Below are 21,806 nucleotides of genomic sequence, written 5' to 3'. Positions count from 1 at the left end.
CGGATTGTAACAGGAAGCCGGCGGCAAGCTCCAAGTCTCGAGTGGCAAGCGACCAACCGAGCCGGAAATCCCGGAATCGCGCCCTGCCGCCAAAGCCCGCGGCTGCTCCTAGGGATGACCGCCGGCGCAGGTCGGCGAGGCCGGGGCCGCGCCGATCTTTTCCCATTCCTGGGGCGTGTAGGTATGCAGCGCCAGGGCATGGAACTGGCCCATCAGCTCGCCCAGGGTGGCGTAGACCTTCTGGTGGCGCTTGACGCTGTTGAGGCCGGCGAACTGCTCGCTGACCAGCACCGCCTTGAAGTGGGTTTCCTGGCCACGACTATGCATGTGGCTTTCGTCCAGCACTTGCAGGTGCGCAGGCTGCAAGCCCGCCAGCGCCGTTTCGATCCGTTGTTGCATGATCATCGCGGGCTCCGCTTACTTCTTCTTCGCCGGAGCGGCCTTGGGCTCGAGCTCGGCGGTCATGTCGGCCAGCAGCTTGTTGACCACCGGCACTGCGCTTTCCAGCTTGCCCTGGGTCATCTGCGCCGATTGCTGGGTCAGCTGGGGCATCTTCTCCAGGACTTTCTTGCCCAGTGGCGACTGGTAGAAAGCCACCAGATCCTTGAGCTCCGATTCACTGAAATTGCTGGTGTAGAGCTTGACCATGTCCGGTTTCAGCTTGTTCCAGCCGATGGCCTGGTCCAGGGCCGCGTTGGCCTTGGCCTGGTAGGTTTCCAGTAGCGCACGCTTGGATTCCGGAGCCTTGGTCTGCTCGAAACGCTGGGCGAACATTTGCTGCACTTGCATGTAGACCGGGGTACCGAGCTTGTCCGCATGGGCCAGGGTCAGGAAAGCCTCGGCACTGGCGTTGTGGCTGGCGGTATCGGCAAGAACCTGGCCGCTGGCACAGACCAGAACAACCGCGGAACAGAGGGCACGAAGACGGGTCATCGAGTTTCCTTTTCTAGCAGGCGAGGTAGAACCCCAAGGGCGTCCATTCTGCGCCTATTGTTCCGCGTCCCTCAACCCCACCCGGTTTTGCCCGGGCCAATGGCAGGGATAAATCCCGCCAAGGGAACCCGAGCCTCGGATCAGGGCCTAAACTGGCCAGTCAGACTAGGAGGATCGCCACGATGAATCGAATCGAAACTGACAGCCTGGGCCAGGTTGAAGTCCCGCAGGAAGCCTACTGGGGCGCTCAGACCCAACGCTCGCTGGTCAACTTCGCCATCGGTACCGAACGCATGCCACTGTCGGTCCTGCACGCCCTGGCGCTGATCAAGAAAGCCGCGGCCCGGGTCAACAACCGCAACGGCGACCTGCCCGCGGATATCGCCCGGCTGATCGAACAGGCCGCCGACGAAGTGCTGGCCGGCGAGCACGACGACCAGTTCCCGCTGGTGGTGTGGCAAACCGGCAGCGGCACCCAGAGCAACATGAACGTCAACGAAGTGCTGGCCGGACGAGCCAACGAGCTGGCGGGCAACCCTCGCGGCGGCAAGGCGCCGGTGCACCCCAACGATCACGTCAACCGCTCCCAGAGCTCCAACGACTGCTTCCCCACCGCCATGCACATCGCCACCGCCCAGGCTGTGCAATTCCAGCTGCTGCCGGCCATCGCCGAACTCTCCGGTGGCCTGGCCGAGCTGTCGGCGCGGCACATGAAGCTGGTGAAGACCGGACGCACCCACATGATGGATGCCACGCCGATCACCTTCGGCCAGGAACTCTCGGCCTTCATCGCCCAGCTGAGCTACGCCGAGCGGGCGATCCGCAGTGCCCTGCCGGCGGTCTGCGAACTGGCCCAGGGCGGCACCGCCGTGGGTACCGGGCTGAATTCGCCCCACGGTTTCGGCGAAGCCATCGCCGCCGAACTGGCCGCCCTCTCCGGCCTGCCGTTCGTCACCGCGCCCAACAAGTTCGCCGCCCTGGCCGGCCATGAACCGCTGACCGCCCTGTCCGGCGCGCTCAAGACCCTGGCCGTGTGCCTGATGAAGATCGCCAACGACCTGCGCTTGCTGGGTTCGGGGCCGAGGGCCGGCCTGGCGGAGGTCAAGCTGCCGGCCAACGAGCCGGGCAGTTCGATCATGCCCGGCAAGGTCAACCCGACCCAGTGCGAAGCCTTGTCGATGCTGGCCTGCCAGGTCATGGGCAACGATACCGCCATCGGTTTCGCCGCCAGCCAGGGCCATTTGCAGTTGAACGTGTTCAAGCCGGTGATCATCCACAACCTGCTGCAATCGATCCGCCTGCTGGCCGATGGCTGCAGCAACTTCCACCAGCACTGCATCACCGGCCTGGAGCCCGACCCGGTGCAAATGGCCGCCCACCTGGAACGCGGCCTGATGCTGGTGACCGCGCTCAACCCGCATATCGGCTACGACAAGGCCGCCGAGATCGCCAAGAAGGCCTACGCCGAGAACCTGACCCTGCGCGAGGCGGCGCTGCAACTGGGTTACCTGGACGATGCGCAGTTCGACGCCTGGGTCCGCCCGGAAAACATGCTGGAAGCCGGAAAACAGGGCTGACATCCAGAGTGGGCGGCTGGCTCATGCCACCGCCCGTGATCGTCACCTGGCGCCACCGCGCCGACGCCGTGCCCGCAGCCCCTCGATCAGCGACGGCCCCAGGGCCGTCAGCGCCGAACCCAGCACCACCAACAACGCACCGCCGTAACCCAGGCCGTTGATCTGTTCCGCGTGCACGTACTGCGGCCACACCCAGGCCGCCCAGGCCACGGCGGCGAAGGTCACCAGCGGGGTGATGGCCAGGGTCGCACTGACCCGCGATGCCTCCCAATGGGCCAGGGCTTCGGCAAACGCGCCATAGGCCACCAGGGTGTTGAGGCAGCAGGCCAGCAATAGCCAACCTTGCAACGGCGTCAGCGCCATGACCTCCAGCGGATGAACCCAGGGCGTGAGCAGCAAGGCACAGGACAGGTAGATCACCATCATCACCTGCAATGAATTCCACACGCTCAGCAACTGCTTCTGGCCCAGTGCATAGAAAGTCCAGACCGCCGACGCCGCCAGCACGGTGAGCACGCCAGCGGTGTAGTCGCCCAGGGTGGTCAGCAACTCGGCCAGGCGCTGGTTGAAGAACAACCCGAACCCCACCAGCAATACCAGCAGGCCCAGGCCTTGCCCCAGGCTGAAACGCTCCTTGAACACCAGCACACTGGCGACCAGCAACAGGATCGGCCCCATCTGCACCACCAGCTGCGCGGTACCCGGGCTCAACAGGTTCAGGCCCATCAGGTACAGCACGTAGTTGCCCACCAGGCCGCCCACCGCAAGCGGCACCAGCCAGGCGCCTCGTGGCCCGAGCTGGCGCCAGTCGGGCAGGCGGCGTACCGCCGCCAGGTAGACCAGCAGGCACCCGCCGGAGACCAGCAGGCGGAACCAGGTCACGGTGACCGGATCCATCGCTTGCAGCACGTGCTTGAGCTTGATGGGCAGGATGCCCCAGAGCACCGCCGTCACCAAGGCGAGGAACAGGCCGTAGGCCCAACGACCGGATGAAACATGCATGCCAACCCCACAAGACCTGCCAGCGACGGGCACATTCTAGGGCCGGAACCTGGAGCAACACAGCGGCCATGAGCGGCCGAGCGCAAACAGGATGGTCCAGGTCGCAAACACGCAAGCCGGCCCCATCGTAGCCGGCTGGTATAGCAGCAACAGGCCTAGCGCACGGCCTCGAACAGCCCGGTGGCGCCCATGCCACCCCCTACGCACATGGTGACGATGCCGTAGCGCAGGTTGCGCCGCTGCAGCTCGCGCACCAGGTGTCCGACCTGGCGCGAGCCGGTCATGCCATAGGGGTGGCCGATGGCGATCGAGCCGCCATTGACGTTGTAGCGGGCGTTGTCGATTTCCAGGCGCTCGCGGGCATACAGGCACTGGGACGCGAAAGCCTCGTTGAGTTCCCACAGGTCGATGTCGGCGATGCTCAGGCCCTTGGCCTTGAGCAGCTTGGGCACCGAGAACACCGGGCCGATGCCCATTTCGTCCGGCTCACAGCCGGCCACGGTGAATCCCCGGAAAAACGCCTTGGGCTTGAGCCCCAGGGCCAGTGCCCGCTCCAGGCTCATCACCAGGGTCATCGAAGCCCCATCGGAGAGCTGTGAGGAGTTGCCAGCGGTCACCGAACCATCCTCGGCGAACACCGGCTTGAGCGCCGCCAGGTTCTCCAGGGTGGTGTCCGGGCGGTTGCAGTCGTCGCGATCCACCACGCCATCGAGGATCTGCACCTGCCCGGTGTTCTTGTCCTCGACCTTGTACTTGACCGCCATCGGCACGATCTCGTCGTCGAACAGGCCGGCGGCCTGGGCTTGGGCGGTGCGCTGCTGGCTCTGCAGGGCATAAAGGTCCTGGCTCTCGCGACTGACCTTGTAGCGTCGAGCCACCACCTCGGCGGTCTGGCCCATGGGGAAATAGATGCCCGGCACCTGTTCCTTGAGCAATGGATTGATCAGATTGTCGGTGTTGACGCTCTTCATGGTCAGGCTGATGGACTCCACCCCGCCGGCGACGATGATGTCGCTGCAGCAGGAGGCGATCTGGTTGGCGGCGATGGCGATCGCCTGCAACCCCGAAGAGCAGAAACGGTTGAGGGTCATGCCCGCGGTGCCGGTGCCCAGGGCCGAAAGCACGGCGACGTTGCGTCCGATGTTGTAGCCCTGGGCCCCTTCGTTGGAGCCGGCGCCGACGATGCAATCCTCGACGCTGGCCGGGTCGATGCCAGTGCGCGCCAACAGCGCATTGACACAATGGGCGGCCATGTCGTCCGGACGGGTCTGGTTGAACTTGCCGCGAAAGGACTTGGCCAGGCCAGTCCGCACGCTGTCGACTATCACCACTTCACGCATGACGCTCTCCTTGTTGTTGCCAGCTCAAGAGCGTCGAGCATAGATCCGCGGCCAACTGGCCGCGACGATCATTCATTGGCCGTATGCGTGGCCATCGGCCTACTTCTTGTGTTTCTTGTCGTGCCGGTCGCTGCGCTCGAAGGCCTCTTCCAGGGTCCGGTTGATGGTGCGCAGGACCTTGACCCGGGCCCAGCGCTTGTCGTTGGCCTCCACCAGGGTCCAGGGCGCCACTTCGGTACTGGTGCGGTCGACCATGTCGCCCACCGCGGTGCGGTAGTCATCCCACTTGTCGCGGTTGCGCCAGTCGTCCTCGGTGATCTTGAAGCGCTTGAAGGGGATCTCTTCGCGCTCTTGGAAGCGCTCCAGCTGGGTGTCCTTGTCGATGGCCAGCCAGAACTTCACCACGATCACCCGGGCATCGGCCAACTGCTCCTCGAAGTCGTTGATCTCGCTGTAGGCACGCAACCAGTCGGCCGGGCTGCAGAAACCCTCCACCCGCTCCACCAGCACCCGGCCGTACCAGGAACGATCGAAGATGGTGAATTTGCCCCGGGCCGGGATTTGCCGCCAGAAACGCCAGAGGTAGGGCTGCGCGCGCTCGTCTTCGGACGGCGCGGCGATCGGCACGATGCTGTATTGGCGTGGGTCCAGCGCCGCCGCCACCCGGCGGATGGCGCCGCCCTTGCCCGCCGCATCGTTGCCCTCGAACACCGCCACCAGGGCGTGCTTGCGCATGCGCTTGTCGCGCAACAGGCCGGCCAGGCGCGCCTGCTCGGTGATCAGTTGCTCTTCGTAGTCGTCCTTGTCCAGGTGCTGGGTCATGTCCAGGCTGTCCAGCAGGCTCAACTGGTCCACCGCTGGCGGCAACGGCGCGGCGTTGACCTGGGCCGGCTTGAGCGGCTTGCGAGCCAGGGCGCTCTGCAAGCCCTCGAGGAGGATGCGGCCCACGGTAAGGCTGCGGTAATGCGGGTCCACGCCTTCGATCACATGCCAGGGCGCATAGTCGCGACTGGTGCGGCGCAACACTCGCTCGCCGTACTTGACGAACTTGTCGTAGGTCTCCGATTGCTGCCAGTCCAGCGGGCTGATGCGCCAGCTGTGCAGCGGATCGTCCTGCAGGGCCTTGAGCCGGGCCTTCATCTGCTTCTTGGACAGGTGGAACCAGAACTTGAAGATCAGTGCGCCCTCATCGCAAAGCATCTTCTCCAGGCGCTCGGCAGCATTGATCGCCTGGTCCAGGCGCGGGTCCTTGATCTGCCCATGCACCCGCCCCTGGAGCATCTGGCTGTACCAGTTGCCGAAAAACACCCCCATGCGCCCCTTGGCCGGGAGCATGCGCCAATAGCGCCAGGCCGGTGGCCGCGATAGCTCCTCGTCGGTCTGCTGGTCGAAGGTGCGCACCTCGATCAGGCGCGGGTCCATCCACTCGTTGAGCAGCTTGACCGTCTCGCCCTTGCCCGCCCCTTCCACGCCATTGATCAGCACGATCACCGGGAATCCGGCCTTCTGGCGCAACTCGAACTGCGCCTCGAGCAAGGCTTCGCGCAAGGCCGGCACTTCGGCGTCATAGGTTTCCTTGTCGATGGCGTGACCGATTTCAGCGGATTCGAACATGGGTGGCTCCCTTCCAAGAATTTTCCAAGACTAGCGGATGGACCTCGGCCAGGGAAAACAAATCCAGAAGCGCCAACGGCTTGCCATGGATCAAGCGCCGACCCGGTGATCGGCTAGAATGGTCGCCTTGCGCCACATGAGCCGAACATGACAGCAGAACTGCCCTACGCCCAGCTCGACTGGGACGACCAAGGACGCCCGCGTTCGCGGGTCTTCGACGATGTGTATTTCTCCAGCGACTCGGGGCTGGATGAAACCCGCCACGTCTTCATCGAACAGAACCGCCTGGGGGAACGCTTCGCCGCCCTGGCCGCCGGCCAGCGCTTCGTCATCGGCGAGACCGGCTTCGGCACCGGGCTGAACTTCCTCTGCGCCTGGCAACTGTTCCGGCAACAAGCGCCGGCCGGGGCGCGCCTGCATTTCGTCAGCGTCGAAAAATACCCCCTGAGCCATGCCGACCTGCAACGGGCCCTGGCGCTTTGGCCGGAGCTGGCCGACCTGGCACAGCCGCTGCTGGAGCAGTACCAGGCGATCCACGGTGGTTTCCAGCGCCTGGTCCTGGACCAGGGCCGGGTCATCCTGACCCTGTTGATCGGCGATGCCCTGGAGCAACTGCCGCAACTGGACGCCCAGGTGGACGCCTGGTTCCTCGATGGTTTCGCCCCGGCGAAGAACCCCGAGATGTGGACCGCCGAGCTGTTCGCCGAACTGGCCCGCCTGGCCGCACCGGGCGCCAGCATCAGCACCTTCACCAGCGCCGGCTGGGTGCGGCGCCTGTTGAACGCCGCGGGCTTCAAGATGAAGCGCACCCCGGGTATCGGCCGCAAATGGGAAGTGCTGCGCGGCGAGTTCCTCGGCTGGCCCGAAGAAACGCCCGCTCCGGCCGCAGCCAAGCCCTGGTTCGCCCGCCCACCACGACAAGACAAGACCGCCCTGGTGATCGGCGGCGGCCTGGCCGGCTGCTCCAGTGCCGCCAGCCTGGCCGCCCGTGGCTGGCAGGTACAACTGCTCGAACGCCACGGGCAACTGGCCCAGGAAGCCTCGGGCAATCCCCAGGGCGTGCTCTACCTCAAGCTATCGGCCCACGGCACGGCGTTGTCGCAGATGATCCTCAGCGGCTTCGGCTACACCCGCCGCCAGCTCGAACACATGCAACGGGGCCTGGACTGGGACGCCTGCGGCGTCCTGCAACTGGCGTTCAACCCCAAGGAGGCCGAGCGCCAGGCACAACTGGCCGCGGCCTTTCCCCACGATTTGCTGCACATCCTGGACCGCGAGCAAGCCCAGGCCCGGGCCGGCATTGGCCTGGAATACGGCGGGCTGTTCTTCCCCGAAGGCGGCTGGGTCCATCCGCCGGCGCTGTGCCAGTGGCAAGCCGGGCATTCAGGCATCCAGGTCCTGACCCATCGACAGGTGCTGGAACTGCGTCGGGTCGATCAGCAGTGGCAGGCCTGGGACGGCGAACAACTACTGGCCAGCGCCGCCGTGGTGATCCTCGCCGGCGCTGCCGAGATCAAGCAGTTTCCCGCCAGCGCCGAGTTGCCCCTCAAGCGCATCCGTGGGCAGATCACCCGCCTGCCGCAAACGGCACGCAGCCAGGCCCTGGCCACGGTGGTCTGCGCCGAAGGCTATGTCGCCCCGCCCCGGCTGGGGGAGCACACCCTGGGCGCCAGCTTCGATTTCCACAGCCAGGACCTGGCCCCGACCACGGCCGAACATGCGGGCAACCTGGAAATGCTGCGGGAAATCTCCAGCGACCTGCTGCACCGCCTGGAGGTCGAACAACTGCCCCTGGAAGATTTGCAGGGCCGCGCGGCCTTTCGCTGCACCAGCCCGGACTACCTGCCCATCGTCGGCCCGCTGGCGGACCCCGCCGACTTCGCCGACACCTATGCCGCCCTGGGCAAGGACGCTCGCCAGGTACCGGACCTGCCCTGCCCCTGGCTCGAAGGCCTGTACATCAACAGTGGCCATGGCTCGCGCGGCTTGATCACTGCGCCGCTGTCGGGGGAGCTACTGGCCGCCTGGCTGGAAAACGAGCCCCTGCCATTGCCCAGGAGCGTGGCCGAGGCCTGCCATCCGAACCGCTTCGCCCTGCGCCGGCTGATTCGCGGCAAGGCCTGAAACAAGGCCCCGGCAGCCGCTTGCCGGCGGCGCTGCCTGCCCCTCCCTGCCCCGCCCCGGCCCGCCCGGGGTTGGACAAGACCTGGCGCTTATTACCCATCGATCTAAAACTCCCGAGTTATGCACAGGTCAGTTTCCAGGTAGCCGTGATTTTGGCGGCGACGGATTGACTCTTCCCCAACGGAAACAACCGGTAAGGACTTATGTGCGGATTAGCTGGAGAACTACGTTTCGATCACCAACCTGCCGACCTTGCGGCAGTTGAACGCATCACCCACCACCTCGCCCCCCGCGGTCCCGACGCCTGGGGCTTCCACAGCCAGGGGCCGATCGCCCTGGGCCATCGGCGCCTGAAGATCATGGACCTGTCGGACGGTTCGGCGCAGCCCATGGTCGACAACCAGCTGGGCCTGTCCCTGGCCTTCAATGGCGCGATCTACAACTACCCCGAGCTGCGCGCCGAGTTGGAAGCCAAGGGTTATGCCTTTCATTCCGGGGGCGACACCGAAGTACTGCTCAAGGGCTACCACGCCTGGGGCGCCGAGCTGCTGCCCAAGCTCAATGGCATGTTCGCCTTCGCCATCTGGGAGCGCGACAGCAAGCGCCTGTTCCTGGCCCGCGACCGCCTCGGGGTCAAGCCCCTGTACCTGTCGCGCACCGGCCAGCGCCTGCGCTTCGCCTCGACCCTGCCGGCACTGCTCAAGGGCGGCGACATCGATCCGCTGCTCGACCCGGTCGCCCTCAACCACTACCTGAACTTCCATGCCGTGGTCCCGGCTCCCAGGACCTTGCTGGCCGGTATCGAGAAACTGCCGCCGGCCACCTGGATGCGCATCGAGGCCGATGGCCGCAGCGAGCAGCAGACCTGGTGGACCCTGGCCTACGGCCCGGCCGCCGACGAAACCCGGCTGACCCTGGAAGACTGGCGCGACCGGGTGCTGGACAGCACCCGTGAAGCGGTGGCCATCCGCCAACGGGCGGCGGTGGACGTCGGCGTGCTGCTGTCCGGCGGCGTCGACTCCAGCCTGCTGGTGGGCCTGCTGCGCGAAGTCGGGGTGGACGAGCTGTCGACCTTCTCCATCGGCTTCCAGGATGCCGGCGGCGAACGAGGCGACGAGTTCCAGTATTCCGACCTGATCGCCCGGCACTACGGCACCCGCCATCACCAACTGCGCATCGCCGAGCACGAGATCATCGAGCAGTTGCCCGCTGCGTTTCGCGCCATGAGCGAGCCGATGGTCAGCCACGACTGCATCGCCTTCTATTTGCTATCCCGGGAAGTGGCCAAGCACTGCAAGGTGGTGCAGAGCGGCCAGGGTGCCGACGAGTTGTTCGCCGGCTACCACTGGTATCCGCAGGTGGACGGCGCCGATGATCCCTATGGCGCTTACCGCGCGGCGTTCTTCGACCGCAGCTACGAGGACTACGCCGCCACCGTGCAACCGCGCTGGTTGCTGGACCACGACGCCGCCGGCGACTGGGTCCGCGAGCATTTCGCTCGTCCCGGGGCCGAGGCTGCCGTGGACAAGGCCCTGCGCCTGGACAGCACGGTGATGCTGGTGGACGACCCGGTCAAGCGTGTGGACAACATGACCATGGCCTGGGGCCTGGAGGCCCGCACGCCCTTCCTCGACTACCGCCTGGTGGAGCTCTCGGCCCGGGTCCCGGCGCGCTTCAAGCTGCCAGACGGCGGCAAGCAGGTGCTCAAGGAGGCCGCGCGGCTGGTGATTCCCAGCGCGGTCATCGACCGCAAGAAAGGCTACTTCCCGGTACCGGGGCTCAAGCACCTGGAGGGCAAGACCCTGGACTGGGTCCGCGAACTGCTGCTGGACCCGAGCCAGGACCGCGGCCTGTTCAATCCGGCGATGCTCGACCGCCTGCTGACCGACCCCCAGGGCCAGCTGACGCCGTTGCGCGGCTCCAAGCTGTGGCAGCTGGCGGCGTTGAACCTGTGGCTCAGTGAACAAGGAATCTGATCGATGAAAGCCCATACGGCCTACAGCCAACGCCTGCTGCGCGGCCAGGCCCCTACCTACGAGCGCCTGCAGGCGCGCTTCGCCGAGGACGGCAACGAACCGGGCAAGGCACCGGTGGCCGTGCACTGCGGCTGGGGTCGCCTGCTGATCGGCCATACCTTCCCCGACGCCACCCGGCTGGCCGAGGAACTGCTCAACGAGCGTCCCGGCGAGCGCGACATCGCGCTGTATGTGGCCGCGCCCCAGCAGGTGCTGGGGCTGGAACCGGCGCAACTGTTCCTCGACCCCTCCGACACCCTGCGCCTATGGTTCAGCGACTACCGCCAGGCCACCCGGGTGTTCCGTGGCTTTCGTATCCGGCGTGCGCAAAGCGCCGCCGACTGGCAGGCCATCAACCAGCTGTACCTGGCCCGGGGCATGCTGCCCATCGACCCAGAGCTACTGACCCCACGCCACCAGGGCGGACCGGCCTACTGGCTGGCCGAGGACGAGGACAGCGGCGCACTGATCGGCAGCGTCATGGGCCTGGACCATTACAAGGCCTACCAGGACCCGGAGCACGGCAGCAGCCTGTGGTGCCTGGCGGTGGACCCCGACTGCAGCCGACCGGGCGTTGGCGAGGTATTGGTGCGCCACCTGATCGAACACTTCATGAGCCGTGGCCTGAGCCACCTCGACCTGTCCGTGTTGCACGACAACCGCCAGGCCAAGAACCTCTACGCCAAGCTGGGTTTTCGCACCCTCTCGACCTTCGCCATCAAGCGCAAGAACGGCATCAACCAGCCGTTGTTCCTTGGCCCCGGCCCCCAGGCGCAGTTCAACCCCTATGCCCGGATCATCGTCGAGGAAGCCCATCGCCGGGGTATCGATGTACAGGTCGATGACGCCGAGGCGGGCTTGTTCACCCTCAGCCACGGCGGGCGCCGGGTGCGCTGCCGGGAATCCCTGAGCGACCTGACCAGCGCCATCAGCATGACCCTGTGCCAGGACAAGAGCCTGACCCACAAGGTGCTCAAGGGCGCCGGACTGAACCTGCCGGCGCAGCGCCTGGCGGGCAACGCCGACGACAACCTGGAGTTCCTCGACGAGCATCGACGGGTGGTGGTCAAGCCCCTGGACGGCGAACAGGGCCAGGGAGTGGCCGTGGACTTGCACAGCATCGAGCAGGTGCAGCAGGCCATCGAGCAGGCACGCAAGTTCGACAGCCGGGTGCTGCTGGAAAGCTTCCACGAGGGCCTGGACCTGCGCATCCTGGTGATCGGCTTCGAAGTGGTGGCCGCGGCCATCCGCCGCCCGGCACAGATCATCGGCGATGGCCAGCACTCCATCGGCGCCTTGATCGAAGCCCTCAGCCGTCGGCGCCAGGCGGCCACCGGTGGCGAGAGCCGCATTCCCCTGGACCACGAGACCCAGCGCACCCTGCATGCCGCCGGCTACGACTACAACAGCGTGCTGGAACCCGGCGAGCTGCTATGCGTACGGCGTACCGCCAACCTGCACACCGGCGGCACCCTGGAAGACGTCACCGATATCCTCCATCCGCAGTTGGCCGATGCCGCCGTACGCGCGGCCCGCGCCCTGGATATCCCGGTGGTCGGCCTGGACCTGCTGGTGACGGCGGCGGACCAGCCCGAGTACGTGTTCATCGAAGCCAACGAGCGTGCCGGGCTGGCCAACCACGAACCGCAACCGACGGCCGAACGTTTTGTCGACCTGCTGTTTCCCCTCAGTCAACCAACCCCCTGAGCCCCTGGGGCCTGCGGCGCCAGCGAGCGCCGCAGGTCTTGGTCGAAGCCATCGACGGGCGTTTTTTCGTCAGGAGTTTCCATGACCCACACGATCGCCGAACCGGACCTCGCCTACCTGCAGAAGGTCCTCCTGGAAATGCTCGCCATTCCCAGCCCCACCGGTTTCACCGACACCATCGTGCGTTATGTCGCCGAACGCCTGGAGGAACTGGGCATTCCCTTCGAACTGACCCGGCGCGGCACCATCCGCGCCACCCTCAAGGGCCAGAAGAACAGCCCCGACCGGGCCGTCTCGGCACACCTGGACACCATCGGCGCCAGCGTCCGCGCGGTGAAGGACAACGGCCGCCTGACCCTGGCGCCGGTGGGCTGCTGGTCCAGCCGCTTCGCCGAGGGCAGCCGGGTCAGCCTGTTCACCGATAACGGCGTGCTGCGCGGCAGCGTGCTGCCGTTGATGGCCTCCGGGCATGCCTTCAACACCGCGGTGGACGAGTTGCCCATCAGCTGGGACCACATCGAGCTGCGCCTGGACGCCTACTGCACCACCCGCGCCGACTGCGAATCCCTGGGCATCGGCGTGGGGGATTTCGTCGCGTTCGACCCCCTGCCGGAGTTCACCGAAAGCGGTCATATCAGCGCCCGGCACCTGGACGACAAGGCCGGGGTCGCGGCGCTGCTGGCCGCCCTCAAGGCCATCGTCGACAGCGGCGAACCCTTGTCGATCGACTGCCACCCGCTGTTCACCATCACCGAGGAAACCGGTAGCGGCGCCGCCGCAGCCCTGCCCTGGGACGTCAGTGAATTCGTCGGCATCGACATCGCGCCGGTCGCTCCGGGCCAGCACTCCAGCGAGCATGCGGTGAGCGTGGCCATGCAGGATTCCGGTGGTCCCTACGACTATCACCTGTCGCGCCACCTGCTGCGCCTGGCCGGGGAGCACGAGTTGCCGGTACGCCGCGACCTGTTCCGCTACTACTTCAGCGACGCCCATTCGGCGGTCACCGCCGGCCACGATATCCGCACTGCGCTGCTGGCCTTCGGCTGCGACGCCACCCACGGCTACGAGCGGACCCATATCGACAGCCTGGCGGCGCTGGCCCGGCTGCTGAGCGCCTATATCCTCAGCCCCCCCGTGTTCGCCAGCGATGCGCAGCCGGCCCAGGGCTCCCTGGACCGCTTCAGCCACCAACTCGAGCATGACGCGCAGATGGAAAGCGAGACTCGGGTGCCTTCGGTGGACAGCCTGGTGGGCAACCGCTCCTGAGAACCAGCCGGGGGTTTGTGCACGCGATGGCTGGCGGCGCGCACCTGGCCCCGGTAGCATCCGGGATTGTTTGCCGGAGCCCCCTTATGCTGATTCCCCACGAGCTGCTTGAAGTCGACACCCTGACCCGCCTGATCGAGGACTTCGTCACCCGCGAAGGCACCGACAACGGCGATGAAACCCCGCTGGAAACCCGGGTCTTGCGGGTTCGCCAGGCCCTGGGCAAGGGACAGGCGGTGATCGTCTTCGACCCCGACAGCGGGCAGTGCCAGTTGATGCTCAAGCACGATGTGCCCAAGGAACTGTTCGACTGAAACACCGCCAGGTCGCGGCTCAAGGGGTCGTGAATCGCGGCCCGAACAGGATCACGCTGGCGCCGATCACGCACAGCGCCAGCCCCAGCCAGTCCGACCCCAGGGGGCGAACCCGCTCCACCACCGCCAGCCAGCCAATCGACGCGACGATGTAGATGCCCCCGTAGGCGGCATAGGCGCGCCCGGCGTAGGCGGCCTCGACCTTGGTCAACAGCAGGGCGAACAGGGTCAGGCTGACCAGCGCGGGAATGACCCACAGGGCACTCTTGCCCTGGCGCAGCCACATCCAGAAGGCATAGCAGCCGAAGATTTCGAACAGCGCGGCGAGGAAGAACCACAGGTAGTTGAGCATGCAAGGTCTCGTCAGGATTGCCGGGTGCCGGCAACCCTAGCGAGGCCCCGGGCCCAGGGCAAGTTCAGTGGGTGCCTTGCTTGGCCTTGGCGCGCATCTTCTCGGCCATCTGGGTCATTTCGGCGTACAGCGCCTGGGGGTTGTGTTGCTTCAGGGTCCAGGCCAGGCGTCCCTGCTCATGGGGCAGGATCATGAACTGGCCGGCCTGCACCTGCTGGTGGACATAGTCGGCGATCTGGCTGGCGCTGATAGGCGAGCTCTCCAGCAACTTGCCCACCTGGGCCTTCATCGCCGGGGTCGGGCCACGGAAGGAGTCCAGCAGGTTGGTCTGGAAGAACGACGGGCAGACCACGTGCACGGCGATTTCCTGCTGCGCCAGCTCGACCAGCAGGCTTTCCGAAAGCGCCACCACGCCGGCCTTGGCCACGTTGTAGTTGCTCATGGCCGGCCCCTGCATCAGGGCGGCCATGGAGGCGATGTTGATGATCTTGCCCTTGCTCTGTTCCAGCAGCGGCAGGAAGGCCTTGCAGCCTTTGACCACGCCCATCAGGTTGATCGCGATCTGCCAGTCCCAGTCCTCCAGGGACAGCTCGCTGAAGAAACCACCGGAAGCCACGCCGGCGTTGTTGACGATGATATCGATGCCCCCGAACTTGAGCTCGCAAGCCTGGGCGAGCGCCGTCAGCTGGCTGTAGTCACGCACATCGCAGCGCTGCACGAACCCATCGCCACCGGCTTGGCGAACCTGCTTCAGGGTCTCTTGCAAACCCGCCTCGTTGACGTCGGACAAAGCCAGCCGCCAACCCTCGCGCGCCCAGCGCAAAGCGATTTCGCGCCCCAGGCCGGAGCCGGCGCCGGTGATCATCATGCGATTGTGCATAACAGTTGCCTTGTAGGTCCTGGAAAGATGGACGCCAGTGTAGCGAAGGCCCCGGCGCGCCCCATGCACCATCAGGGTGCTGAATGGCACGGGCAAACCCCTGCCCCGGTCCGGCCCTTGGGAGCGACGGCGCTGGCCGGCGAAAAACTTTGAATCTTGCGCACCGGCAACGAGTCCGAAACAGTAAGCGGCCCATGTTGCGAACAAGACAGGTGCGCAATCTTCGCCGCTCGACCAATACTTCCTGAAAGGACATCGCTATGGGCACCATCCTGATCATCATCCTGATCCTGCTGCTGATTGGCGGCCTGCCGGTCTTCCCCCACTCCAGAAGCTGGGGCTACGGCCCTTCAGGGGTTATTGGCGTGGTGCTGGTCGTACTGTTGGTGCTGCTGTTGCTCGGCAGGATCTAGGGCACAAGACGCTTCGGCAGCTTTGGGCCGGGCAAAAAAACACCCCTGCAAGAGGGGTGCATGGAGGCTTGGTCAACCCGGCCGGCGCTCGAAGGCGAGCCGGCCGGGTGCCTTGGCGATCAGTCCGGCTTGCCGTTGACCACGCCTGCAGTGTTGTCCAGCAGGCTCTTGGTCGCGGTTTGCAGGAAAGACTCGAGTTTCTGCTTGAGTTGCGCCTCGTCGGCGGATTCCGGGATCAGCTCTCCACTCGGGTTGGCCCCCAATTCGTACCTGTACAACCGCGGCGACATTTCCTTGGGCAGTACCAGGACCCGATCGGCGGTCAACAGAGCTACGGTCTGGTCACTGCCCGAGGGCTTGATCACGCCGAAGCCCTTGTCACCCTCAGGCAGGTTGAGCAGGTCGCGTCCCCAGCACTGGTGCAGGACGTCGCCACCCAGGCGTCCCATGATGGTCGGCACGATATCGATCTGGGTGCCCACGGTGTGGTCACGCTGGCCGAACTTCTCCTGGATGCCCGGAGCGATCATCAACATCGGCACGTTGAAACGGCCCAGGTCCATCTCGGTGATCTGCTGCTCGTTGCCGAAGCCATGGTCGCCGACCACCACGAACAGAGTCTCCTTGAAGTACGGCTCCTTGCGCGCCTTCTCGAAGAACTGGCCCAGGGCCCAGTCGGAATAACGCATGGCGGTCAAGTGCTCATTGAGGCTGCCACGATCGGTCACTTTTTCCACCGGCAACGGCGTCGGCAAAGCGTACGGCGTGTGGTTGGACAAGGTCTGCAGCAAGGCATAGAACGGCTTGCCGTTTTCCCGGGCCTTCAGTTCCTGCAGGCCACGCTCGAACATGTCCTGGTCGGACACGCCCCAGGTCGGGTCGGAGAACACCGGATCGACGAAGTCGTTGCGACCGATGAAGTTGGTCATGCCCTGGTTGCTGAAGAAACCCGACTGGTTGTCCCAGGCGAAGTCGCCGTTGTAGACGTACACATCATCGAACTTGCGCGCACTGAGCAATTGCGGCAGGCCGGACAGCTTGTGGCTGCCTTCCGGGGTCTGCATCAGGTATTCGAAGCCCGGCAGGTTGGGGAAGCAGGCCATGGTGGCGAACATGCCCTGGTGGGTATGGGTGCCATTGGAAAAGAAACGGTCGAACAGCAAGCCTTCCTTGGACAGCTTGTCGAAGTATGGGGTGACTTCGCCCGGACGGCCCAGGGCACCCACCGAATGCCCAGCGAAGCTCTCCATGAGGATCACCACGACGTTCTTGATCGGCAGGGTCTTATCCGCGTCGGGAGTGTAGTTTCGGCGTACGGCCGCGACATCGGCATCCACCAGCTTGTCGCTCGGGACCAGCAACATATCGCGTACGGTCTGCTGGGCCAGGGGCTGAGGCAGGGTCGCCTTCCAGATGTTGGTGCGATCCTCGGACATGCGGTCCTTGGCGGCGGCCAACAGTTGCAGGGTGCCGTTGAGGCCCAGTTGGTTGGCGAAGTTCGATTCGGTGGTGTAGACGTCACCCCAGCGCATCGGCGGCCCTTGGCGCAGGGTGCCGCGGGCTGCCACTACGCAGACCACCAGGCAGACCACGAACACTGCCAGGCGCGCGTACCAGGGTGCGATCTGGCGCGCCCCGACACTGCCGCCAGTGAATGGTCCACGGGGCCGGGTAGCACGATCGGCCCCCTTGAACGCCAGGCTCAGCAGCCAGGTGCCCACGACCCAGGCCAAGAGGTAGCGCACCACCGGGAAGCCGTACCAGAGCATGCTCATCACGGTCTTCGGGTCTTCCTTGACGTACTGGAATACCAGGCCATTGAGGCGCTGGTGGAACTCACGATAGAAGTCCATTTCCATCAGGCCGAGGAACAACGCGATGCTGGAGGTCAGCGTCAGCCAGAAGCGCAGCAGCCCGCGGGCGGCCATGGCCCGGGCACTGAACAGCGCCAGCACCAGCGGCACGCAGAGGTAGACCACCAACCGCAAGTCGAAACGCAGGCCGTTGGCAAACGCCTCGAGGAAGGTCGAGGCCGGCGTATCGAGGATCATCTCGCGGTTGTAGACCAGCAGCGCAACGCGCAACAGAGTGAACATCACCATCATGACCAGCGCACAGAGGAGCGTGTAGGCCAGATGGGATTTGACGGTCGGTTGCAGCAAGCGATTCGGGGATCGCTGCTGGCTCAGGGCATCCGAGTTTGCCATGTCGTTTTAGGACCCATTGGAAGTTTAAGTTGCAAGGATGAAGCGGCGTTCAGCCCTCTTGTTGCCGCCGGGGGCGACGGGGGAATACGCGGTGCGCAGATGTTGCACGATCACTGGAGGCATTGCCATTACTTGGTGGCAGGCGTATGCACCTGGCCACCAACGGCTCTGGGGCAATGAATGGCAGGGAGTGACAGCGAAAAAAACGCTGGCGAATTGTCTTCGAGCGTTTGTGAAAATTTCGTTCAAGGCATGTTTAGTCACACAAAAAAGGACCTCGCGGCCCTTTCTTGCAGACGCTCGACCCGTTGTCGGTCAGAGGCGGACATTCCCCCGGGGTCCGGCGATGGCCCAGATGATCAGCCCCAGCACCGGCAGCAGGATGATCAGCAGTACCCAGAGGATCTTCATGCCCGTCTCGGCGCCGCTCTTGAGGACGTTGATGATGGCCCAGATATCCAGGGCCAGGATGATCAGGCCGACCAGGCCATTGAAGGTGGAACCCATGATGTCGCTCCCTAGTGATGGTGTGCTTCCTTCTAGGATAGCCGGGCGCCATCAGGGTTCCGCGAGATCACCACGGCATTGGCGATTCAGACGTGCACCGCGACCTTCAGGGCCTCCAGGGCCGGAGCCGCGGCGATGCCCACCTCGGCACACAGCTCCAGCACCCGCGGCACATCGTGGCCGTAGACCAGGACCATCTGCAGTTCGTCGTCCAGCAACTGGCTGAAGTTCATCAGCACGTAACCGCCGTTCTCCGGGTTCATGCTGCCCATCTGGATCTGGATCCGGTTCAGGGCGGTCAAGGCTTCGGTCTTGGCCAGTTGCTTGGGCTTGATATTGAACGACACATCCTTGCCGAAGGACGCGACGATCTGGCTGAACAGGTCGACATAGGTATCGGCCTGGAACAGCACCGTGTCCGGCAGGCTGCCGACCACCACCCACTCACCCAGGGGGATGGGGAAGCTGTCGTCATAGTTGATGTCGGGGTTGGCCGCCAGGAACGCCTCGGGATCGGCATAGGCCTGGCTCGCTTCGTCGGCGATCCGCTGGATCTCGGCGTCGCCCATGCAACCGGAGCTGATTCTGGTGATGAGTTCGATAAGGGCGGTCTTCATGGGCGCATCCTGGAGGCAAGGAAATTTCGAGGGCGCGAAGGATAGCCTAAAGTCCGCGGCCGGTCCTGCTGCAACGACGAGGGCCCAAGCCCTCGCCGCCCTCGCGCCTCAGGCCAGGAGTTGTTCCAGTTGCGCGGTGGTATCCACCGCGCCCATGGTCCTGGCCGCCTCCAGGGCGTTCACGCCATTGGCATCGCGAGCCTTGGGATCGGCCCCCTGGCTGATCAGGTAGGTGACGATCTCGGTGCGGTTGAACATGGCTGCCATCATCAGTGCAGTACGCCCGTCGAAAGAGGCGCCCTCGACCTGGGCACCACCCTCCACCAGCGCCTTGACCACCGCCAGGTCGCCCTTGAAGGCGGCCCCGGCGATCGGGCTCTGGCCGTTGTCGTTGCGGATCTCGGGGTCGGCCTTGTGCTTGAGCAGCACCTGCACCGCATCCACATGCCCGTAGTACGCGGCCAGCATCAGCAGGGTATCGCCCTTGTGGTTGCGCAGGTTGACCGGCAGGCCACCACCGGCCAGTCGGTCGAGCATCTGGGCATCGCCCTGGCGGGCGACGTTGAACACCTGCTCGACGAACTGGGCGGCCTCGTCTTCGGTCATCTGGCGGCTTTTGTCGGTCATCGGAAACTCCAGGTTCGGGCAATCGGAATGTCGCTAGTTTCCCCAAGCCGGCCGCAGCCTGTCATCCTCTTTTTCCCAAGGGCCGCCATAGACAGAATCAATAGCGCAGGCGCCCTGCCTGGATGTCGGCGAAGATTTGCGGGGTCAATCGCTCATAGGTGTCCGAGCCCGGCAACCAGGCATAGATCGGATCGTCTCCGGTGCGTTCGAGATCGAAGGCCTGCTCCTTCAGGCGGCTCTTCTGGTATTTGAAAGTACCGGTGGTGTCCATCTTCACCTTGATCCGCAGGAACAGCGGCACCGCATAGCCCGGCAGTTGCTGCCGGGCGAACTGCAACAGCGCACCGAAATCCAGGGTCGCCAGGGACTCCGCCGGGGTGATCGCCACCATCCCCGCACGGCCGTTGGTGTTATGAATCTCCACGTCGTAGGCCACCACCTCGGCGATTTGCGGGTGCCCCAGCAGGATGTTCTCCACCTCGGTGGTGGAGACGTTCTCGCCCTTCCAGCGGAAGGTATCGCCCAAGCGATCGACGAACTGCACATGGCCAAAACCGATGTCACGCAGCAGATCGCCGGTATTGAAGTAGCTGTCGCCCTTCTCGAACACGTCCTTGAGGATCACCTTGAGGTTCTTCTCCGGATCGGTATAGCCATCCAGCGGTGCCTTGTCGTCGATCTTCGCCAGCAGCAGGCCCTGGCCGCCCTTGGCCACCTTCTGCATGAACCCCTGGCTGTTGCGCAGCGGCGCACCGGTGTCGTGGGCATACTCCACCAAGGCCCAGGGAATCAGGGAAAACCCGACGGTGTTGTCGAAGTTGAGAATGTTGCTGAAGCCGATGTTGCCGTCGCTGGCGGCGTACAGCTCGCAGATATGGCCAACGCCGAAGCGCTGCTTGAATTCACTCCAGACCCCCGGGCGCAGGCCGTTGCCGATCATCTTGAACACCTGGTGGTCGCTGTCACGCGGCGAACCCGGCTGGTCGATCAGGTAGCGGCACAGTTCACCGACATAACCTATGGTGGTCGCCTGGAAGCGCCGGGCATCGTCCCAGAACTGGCTGGCGCTGAACTTGCGGCGGATGGCGAACCCCGAGGCCCCGGTGATGGCCGAGCCCCAGCACACGCACAAGCCGGTGGCGTGATACAGCGGCAAGGTGCAATACAGCACATCCTCAGGCTGCATATCCAGGGCGATGGTGCCGAAGCCGGCACTGGTGCGCATCCAGCGCCCGTGCTTGAAGATGCCTGCCTTGGGCAAGCCGGTGGTGCCGGAGGTATAGATGTAGAAGCAAGGGTCATCGAGGAAGATGCGCTGGGTCTGGGCCAGGTTGTCCCCCGGGTAGCCGGCACTCTCGGCCATCAGGTTGACCAGCCCTTCGGGGGTGGCTCCGGGATCGGCCAGGGTGTCCTGGTCGGCGATGTACCAGGTACGCCGCGGCTCGATGGCGACCTGGTCGCGCACCGCCGAATAGGCCGCCAGCAATTCGGCGCCGACCACGATCGCCACCGGCTTGACCAGGTTCAGGCTGTGCACCAGCACACTCTGGGTCTGCGCGGTGTTGACCATGGCGCAGATCCCGCCGAGCTTGGCCACCGCCAGTACCGTGACCAGCAGTTCCGGACGGTTTTCGATGAAGACCGCCAATACATCGCCCTTGCCGATGCCCTGCTCCTGCAGGTAGGCCGCGATGCGGTTGGCCCACTGGTTGACCTGGGAGTAGCTCAGGACCCTGTTGCCATACAGCAATGCCGGCCCTTGTGGATTGCGCCTGGTCGCTTGTTCGAAGCTCCAGCCCAGGCCGCAGGGCTGGTCCGCTTTCTCGATGTTCCCGGCCCTGATGCCGCGCACCACCCGTGGCAATGCCCGGGCAATGGATGGCACCTTACGCAGCATCATGCCCCAGGTGATCATGTCGCTCTTTTGCTTGCTCATGGTGGCTCCGGCTCGACGACAAAGGTCTGTGCCCGGACCTGGCCGGCCGGGCGCTGGCAACGGATGACGTGCTGGGCTCAACCGGGAGTGGCGACCCGGAATCGGAGCACCGACAGGCGACGCAGGCCGCAGCTGCTGGAAAGGAACGACGGATGAGTCGGGGAGAATGCGGCAGGCAGCGCCGCCGAGGGTATGCACAGATCGTTCATGAAGGGCGTCCTATATTCTTATTATCCTTCGGGCGAGGTCACCAGGACCGCGCCACAACACATTCCATGTCGCTGCAAGCCCCTGCCCAGCGCAGCCGCAAGACCAGCGCAGCAAGGGCTGACGAGCTGGAAAATACGTCAGCCCTCACGAAGCTGTACACGGGGT

General features: G+C 65.0%; 19 protein-coding genes. 7 read left to right on the top strand and 12 right to left on the bottom strand.

The genetic code is table 11. The annotated features are described in order from the left end of the window. Positions 1-108: 108 nt before the first annotated feature. Both ACK6AU_RS15215 and ACK6AU_RS15210 read right to left on the bottom strand, forming a co-directional pair. The gene (locus ACK6AU_RS15215; RefSeq protein ID WP_185699803.1) at positions 109-405 is read right to left on the bottom strand and encodes a BolA family transcriptional regulator; all 297 of its coding nucleotides are present in this window, start codon (positions 403-405) and stop codon (positions 109-111) included. A 12-nt stretch (positions 406-417) separates the two neighbouring features. After that, entirely contained in the window at positions 418-933 is a 516-nt protein-coding gene (locus ACK6AU_RS15210) for a DUF2059 domain-containing protein (RefSeq protein ID WP_085596795.1), read from the bottom strand. 182 nt (positions 934-1,115) lie between these two features. On the opposite strand from ACK6AU_RS15210, the gene ACK6AU_RS15205 reads away from it, so the two are divergent. Then, positions 1,116-2,510 (top strand): class II fumarate hydratase, encoded by a 1,395-nt coding sequence (locus ACK6AU_RS15205; RefSeq protein WP_185699802.1) that lies wholly within the window; start codon positions 1,116-1,118, stop codon positions 2,508-2,510. A gap of 42 nt (positions 2,511-2,552) precedes the next feature. Here the strand turns inward: ACK6AU_RS15205 and ACK6AU_RS15200 are convergent, their stop codons facing one another. From ACK6AU_RS15200 to pap, 3 genes are all read right to left on the bottom strand, one after another. Next, entirely contained in the window at positions 2,553-3,512 is a 960-nt protein-coding gene (locus ACK6AU_RS15200) for a DMT family transporter (protein ID WP_409299820.1), read from the bottom strand. Between the two features lie 155 nt (positions 3,513-3,667). Continuing rightward, positions 3,668-4,852: a thiolase family protein gene (locus ACK6AU_RS15195; protein ID WP_409299818.1), complete on the bottom strand. Its 1,185-nt coding sequence runs from the start codon at positions 4,850-4,852 to the stop codon at positions 3,668-3,670. 99 nt (positions 4,853-4,951) lie between these two features. Next, on the bottom strand, positions 4,952-6,466 hold the full coding sequence (pap, locus tag ACK6AU_RS15190; protein WP_085596798.1) for a polyphosphate:AMP phosphotransferase: 1,515 nt from the start codon (positions 6,464-6,466) through the stop codon (positions 4,952-4,954). Positions 6,467-6,613: 147 nt separating this feature from the next. Between pap and mnmC the strand changes: the two genes are divergently transcribed. The 5 genes from mnmC (at position 6,614) to ACK6AU_RS15165 (ending at position 13,892) form a co-directional block, all read left to right on the top strand. Then, positions 6,614-8,590 (top strand): bifunctional tRNA (5-methylaminomethyl-2-thiouridine)(34)-methyltransferase MnmD/FAD-dependent 5-carboxymethylaminomethyl-2-thiouridine(34) oxidoreductase MnmC, encoded by a 1,977-nt coding sequence (gene mnmC, locus ACK6AU_RS15185; RefSeq protein WP_409299816.1) that lies wholly within the window; start codon positions 6,614-6,616, stop codon positions 8,588-8,590. A gap of 203 nt (positions 8,591-8,793) precedes the next feature. Further along, entirely contained in the window at positions 8,794-10,566 is a 1,773-nt protein-coding gene (locus tag ACK6AU_RS15180; protein WP_409299814.1) for an N-acetylglutaminylglutamine amidotransferase, read from the top strand. A gap of 3 nt (positions 10,567-10,569) precedes the next feature. Continuing rightward, entirely contained in the window at positions 10,570-12,312 is a 1,743-nt protein-coding gene (gene ngg, locus ACK6AU_RS15175; protein ID WP_409299812.1) for an N-acetylglutaminylglutamine synthetase, read from the top strand. 81 nt (positions 12,313-12,393) lie between these two features. Continuing rightward, positions 12,394-13,578 carry an osmoprotectant NAGGN system M42 family peptidase gene (locus ACK6AU_RS15170; RefSeq protein ID WP_185699795.1) on the top strand — a complete coding sequence of 395 codons (1,185 nt, stop codon included), beginning with the start codon at positions 12,394-12,396 and terminating at the stop codon, positions 13,576-13,578. Between the two features lie 86 nt (positions 13,579-13,664). Then, positions 13,665-13,892 carry a YheU family protein gene (locus ACK6AU_RS15165; protein ID WP_409299810.1) on the top strand — a complete coding sequence of 76 codons (228 nt, stop codon included), beginning with the start codon at positions 13,665-13,667 and terminating at the stop codon, positions 13,890-13,892. Positions 13,893-13,911: 19 nt separating this feature from the next. Here ACK6AU_RS15165 and ACK6AU_RS15160 read toward each other — a convergent pair whose 3' ends face one another. Together ACK6AU_RS15160 and ACK6AU_RS15155 are read right to left on the bottom strand one after the other, a co-directional pair. After that, complete coding sequence (locus tag ACK6AU_RS15160; protein WP_185699794.1) at positions 13,912-14,244, bottom strand: YnfA family protein; 333 nt, start codon at positions 14,242-14,244, stop codon at positions 13,912-13,914. 64 nt (positions 14,245-14,308) lie between these two features. After that, complete coding sequence (locus tag ACK6AU_RS15155; protein WP_409299808.1) at positions 14,309-15,124, bottom strand: SDR family oxidoreductase; 816 nt, start codon at positions 15,122-15,124, stop codon at positions 14,309-14,311. Positions 15,125-15,378: 254 nt separating this feature from the next. Between ACK6AU_RS15155 and ACK6AU_RS15150 the strand changes: the two genes are divergently transcribed. Continuing rightward, complete coding sequence (locus ACK6AU_RS15150) at positions 15,379-15,537, top strand: DUF3309 family protein (protein WP_172681654.1); 159 nt, start codon at positions 15,379-15,381, stop codon at positions 15,535-15,537. Between the two features lie 119 nt (positions 15,538-15,656). Here ACK6AU_RS15150 and ACK6AU_RS15145 read toward each other — a convergent pair whose 3' ends face one another. The 5 genes from ACK6AU_RS15145 to ACK6AU_RS15125 form a co-directional block, all read right to left on the bottom strand. Then, positions 15,657-17,744 carry an LTA synthase family protein gene (locus tag ACK6AU_RS15145; RefSeq protein ID WP_409299806.1) on the bottom strand — a complete coding sequence of 696 codons (2,088 nt, stop codon included), beginning with the start codon at positions 17,742-17,744 and terminating at the stop codon, positions 15,657-15,659. Between the two features lie 315 nt (positions 17,745-18,059). Beyond that, positions 18,060-18,251, bottom strand: a complete 192-nt coding sequence (locus ACK6AU_RS15140) for a PLDc N-terminal domain-containing protein (protein WP_011062611.1) — start codon at positions 18,249-18,251, stop codon at positions 18,060-18,062. A gap of 86 nt (positions 18,252-18,337) precedes the next feature. Next, entirely contained in the window at positions 18,338-18,868 is a 531-nt protein-coding gene (locus ACK6AU_RS15135; RefSeq protein ID WP_185699791.1) for a hypothetical protein, read from the bottom strand. Positions 18,869-18,976: 108 nt separating this feature from the next. Further along, on the bottom strand, positions 18,977-19,495 hold the full coding sequence (locus ACK6AU_RS15130; protein ID WP_185699790.1) for an ankyrin repeat domain-containing protein: 519 nt from the start codon (positions 19,493-19,495) through the stop codon (positions 18,977-18,979). A 97-nt stretch (positions 19,496-19,592) separates the two neighbouring features. Next, the gene (locus ACK6AU_RS15125) at positions 19,593-21,431 is read right to left on the bottom strand and encodes a long-chain-acyl-CoA synthetase (RefSeq protein ID WP_409299802.1); all 1,839 of its coding nucleotides are present in this window, start codon (positions 21,429-21,431) and stop codon (positions 19,593-19,595) included. Positions 21,432-21,806: the final 375 nt, after the last annotated feature.

Origin of the sequence: Pseudomonas sp. KCJK8993 (assembly GCF_046230915.1) — a bacterium.
GTDB classification, from domain to species: domain Bacteria; phylum Pseudomonadota; class Gammaproteobacteria; order Pseudomonadales; family Pseudomonadaceae; genus Aquipseudomonas; species Aquipseudomonas piscis.
Note: the sequence above shows the minus strand (reverse complement) of the source record. Positions and strands in the feature narration are given on the sequence as shown.

Excerpts from the sequence above, each read along its gene's own strand:
- ACK6AU_RS15170 (WP_185699795.1), top strand. The coding sequence starts at position 12,394 with ATGACCCACACGATCGCCGAACCGGACCTCGCCTACCTGCAGAAGGTC.
- ACK6AU_RS15195 (WP_409299818.1), bottom strand. The coding sequence starts at position 4,852 with ATGCGTGAAGTGGTGATAGTCGACAGCGTGCGGACTGGCCTGGCCAAG.
- ACK6AU_RS15200 (WP_409299820.1), bottom strand. The coding sequence starts at position 3,512 with ATGCATGTTTCATCCGGTCGTTGGGCCTACGGCCTGTTCCTCGCCTTG.
- ACK6AU_RS15180 (WP_409299814.1), top strand. The coding sequence starts at position 8,794 with ATGTGCGGATTAGCTGGAGAACTACGTTTCGATCACCAACCTGCCGAC.
- ACK6AU_RS15205 (WP_185699802.1), top strand. The coding sequence starts at position 1,116 with ATGAATCGAATCGAAACTGACAGCCTGGGCCAGGTTGAAGTCCCGCAG.
- ACK6AU_RS15160 (WP_185699794.1), bottom strand. The coding sequence starts at position 14,244 with ATGCTCAACTACCTGTGGTTCTTCCTCGCCGCGCTGTTCGAAATCTTC.
- mnmC (WP_409299816.1), top strand. The coding sequence starts at position 6,614 with ATGACAGCAGAACTGCCCTACGCCCAGCTCGACTGGGACGACCAAGGA.
- ACK6AU_RS15125 (WP_409299802.1), bottom strand. The coding sequence starts at position 21,431 with ATGAGCAAGCAAAAGAGCGACATGATCACCTGGGGCATGATGCTGCGT.
- ACK6AU_RS15130 (WP_185699790.1), bottom strand. The coding sequence starts at position 19,495 with ATGACCGACAAAAGCCGCCAGATGACCGAAGACGAGGCCGCCCAGTTC.
- pap (WP_085596798.1), bottom strand. The coding sequence starts at position 6,466 with ATGTTCGAATCCGCTGAAATCGGTCACGCCATCGACAAGGAAACCTAT.
- ACK6AU_RS15140 (WP_011062611.1), bottom strand. The coding sequence starts at position 18,251 with ATGGGTTCCACCTTCAATGGCCTGGTCGGCCTGATCATCCTGGCCCTG.
- ACK6AU_RS15135 (WP_185699791.1), bottom strand. The coding sequence starts at position 18,868 with ATGAAGACCGCCCTTATCGAACTCATCACCAGAATCAGCTCCGGTTGC.
- ACK6AU_RS15145 (WP_409299806.1), bottom strand. The coding sequence starts at position 17,744 with ATGGCAAACTCGGATGCCCTGAGCCAGCAGCGATCCCCGAATCGCTTG.
- ACK6AU_RS15210 (WP_085596795.1), bottom strand. The coding sequence starts at position 933 with ATGACCCGTCTTCGTGCCCTCTGTTCCGCGGTTGTTCTGGTCTGTGCC.
- ACK6AU_RS15165 (WP_409299810.1), top strand. The coding sequence starts at position 13,665 with ATGCTGATTCCCCACGAGCTGCTTGAAGTCGACACCCTGACCCGCCTG.
- ACK6AU_RS15155 (WP_409299808.1), bottom strand. The coding sequence starts at position 15,124 with ATGCACAATCGCATGATGATCACCGGCGCCGGCTCCGGCCTGGGGCGC.
- ACK6AU_RS15215 (WP_185699803.1), bottom strand. The coding sequence starts at position 405 with ATGATCATGCAACAACGGATCGAAACGGCGCTGGCGGGCTTGCAGCCT.
- ngg (WP_409299812.1), top strand. The coding sequence starts at position 10,570 with ATGAAAGCCCATACGGCCTACAGCCAACGCCTGCTGCGCGGCCAGGCC.